This is a genomic window from Salinimicrobium oceani (assembly GCF_012037645.1).
The window spans coordinates 1-490 of record NZ_JAAVJR010000478.1 but is presented as its reverse complement, the minus strand read 5'-3'; the positions used below and the strand labels follow the sequence as shown (position 1 = coordinate 490).

Here is a 490-nt window from a genome sequence, read left to right as displayed (position 1 = left end):
GGGCAACATTAATAAACCACTAACTTCAGAAAATTTTCGATTGCTTTACGAAAAGGTGACACAATATCTTTCAGGAAAAGAGGTGTATGTGCATGATGCTTATGTTTGCGCCCATCCCGACTACAGGATGAATGTGCGCACTATTGCCGAATACCCCTGGTCTGCTTTTTTTGTCAAGAACATGTTTCTTCGTCTTGAAGAAGAAGAATTAGCAAATTTTTCTGAAGAATGGCTGGTAGTTTGTGCCCCGGGATATGTTGAAGAAGACCCTCAAAAATATGGTTTACGCCAGGGTAACTTCAGTATTCTTGATTTCACCAGGAAAGTAGCTTTGGTGGGAGGCTCTGCCTACACCGGAGAGATGAAAAAAGGAATTTTCTCTGCGCTGAACCTTATTCTGCCAGTTGAAAAAGATGTTTTACCAATGCACTGCTCTGCCAACGTTGGGGAAGAGGGAGATACCGCAATTTTCTTCGGACTTTCAGGTACA

1 protein-coding gene is annotated in these 490 nt (G+C 42.4%); it reads left to right on the top strand.

The annotated features are described in order from the left end of the window. The coding region (locus HC175_RS17825; protein WP_168139608.1) for a phosphoenolpyruvate carboxykinase (ATP) at window positions 1–490 on the top strand (490 nt) is incomplete at both ends.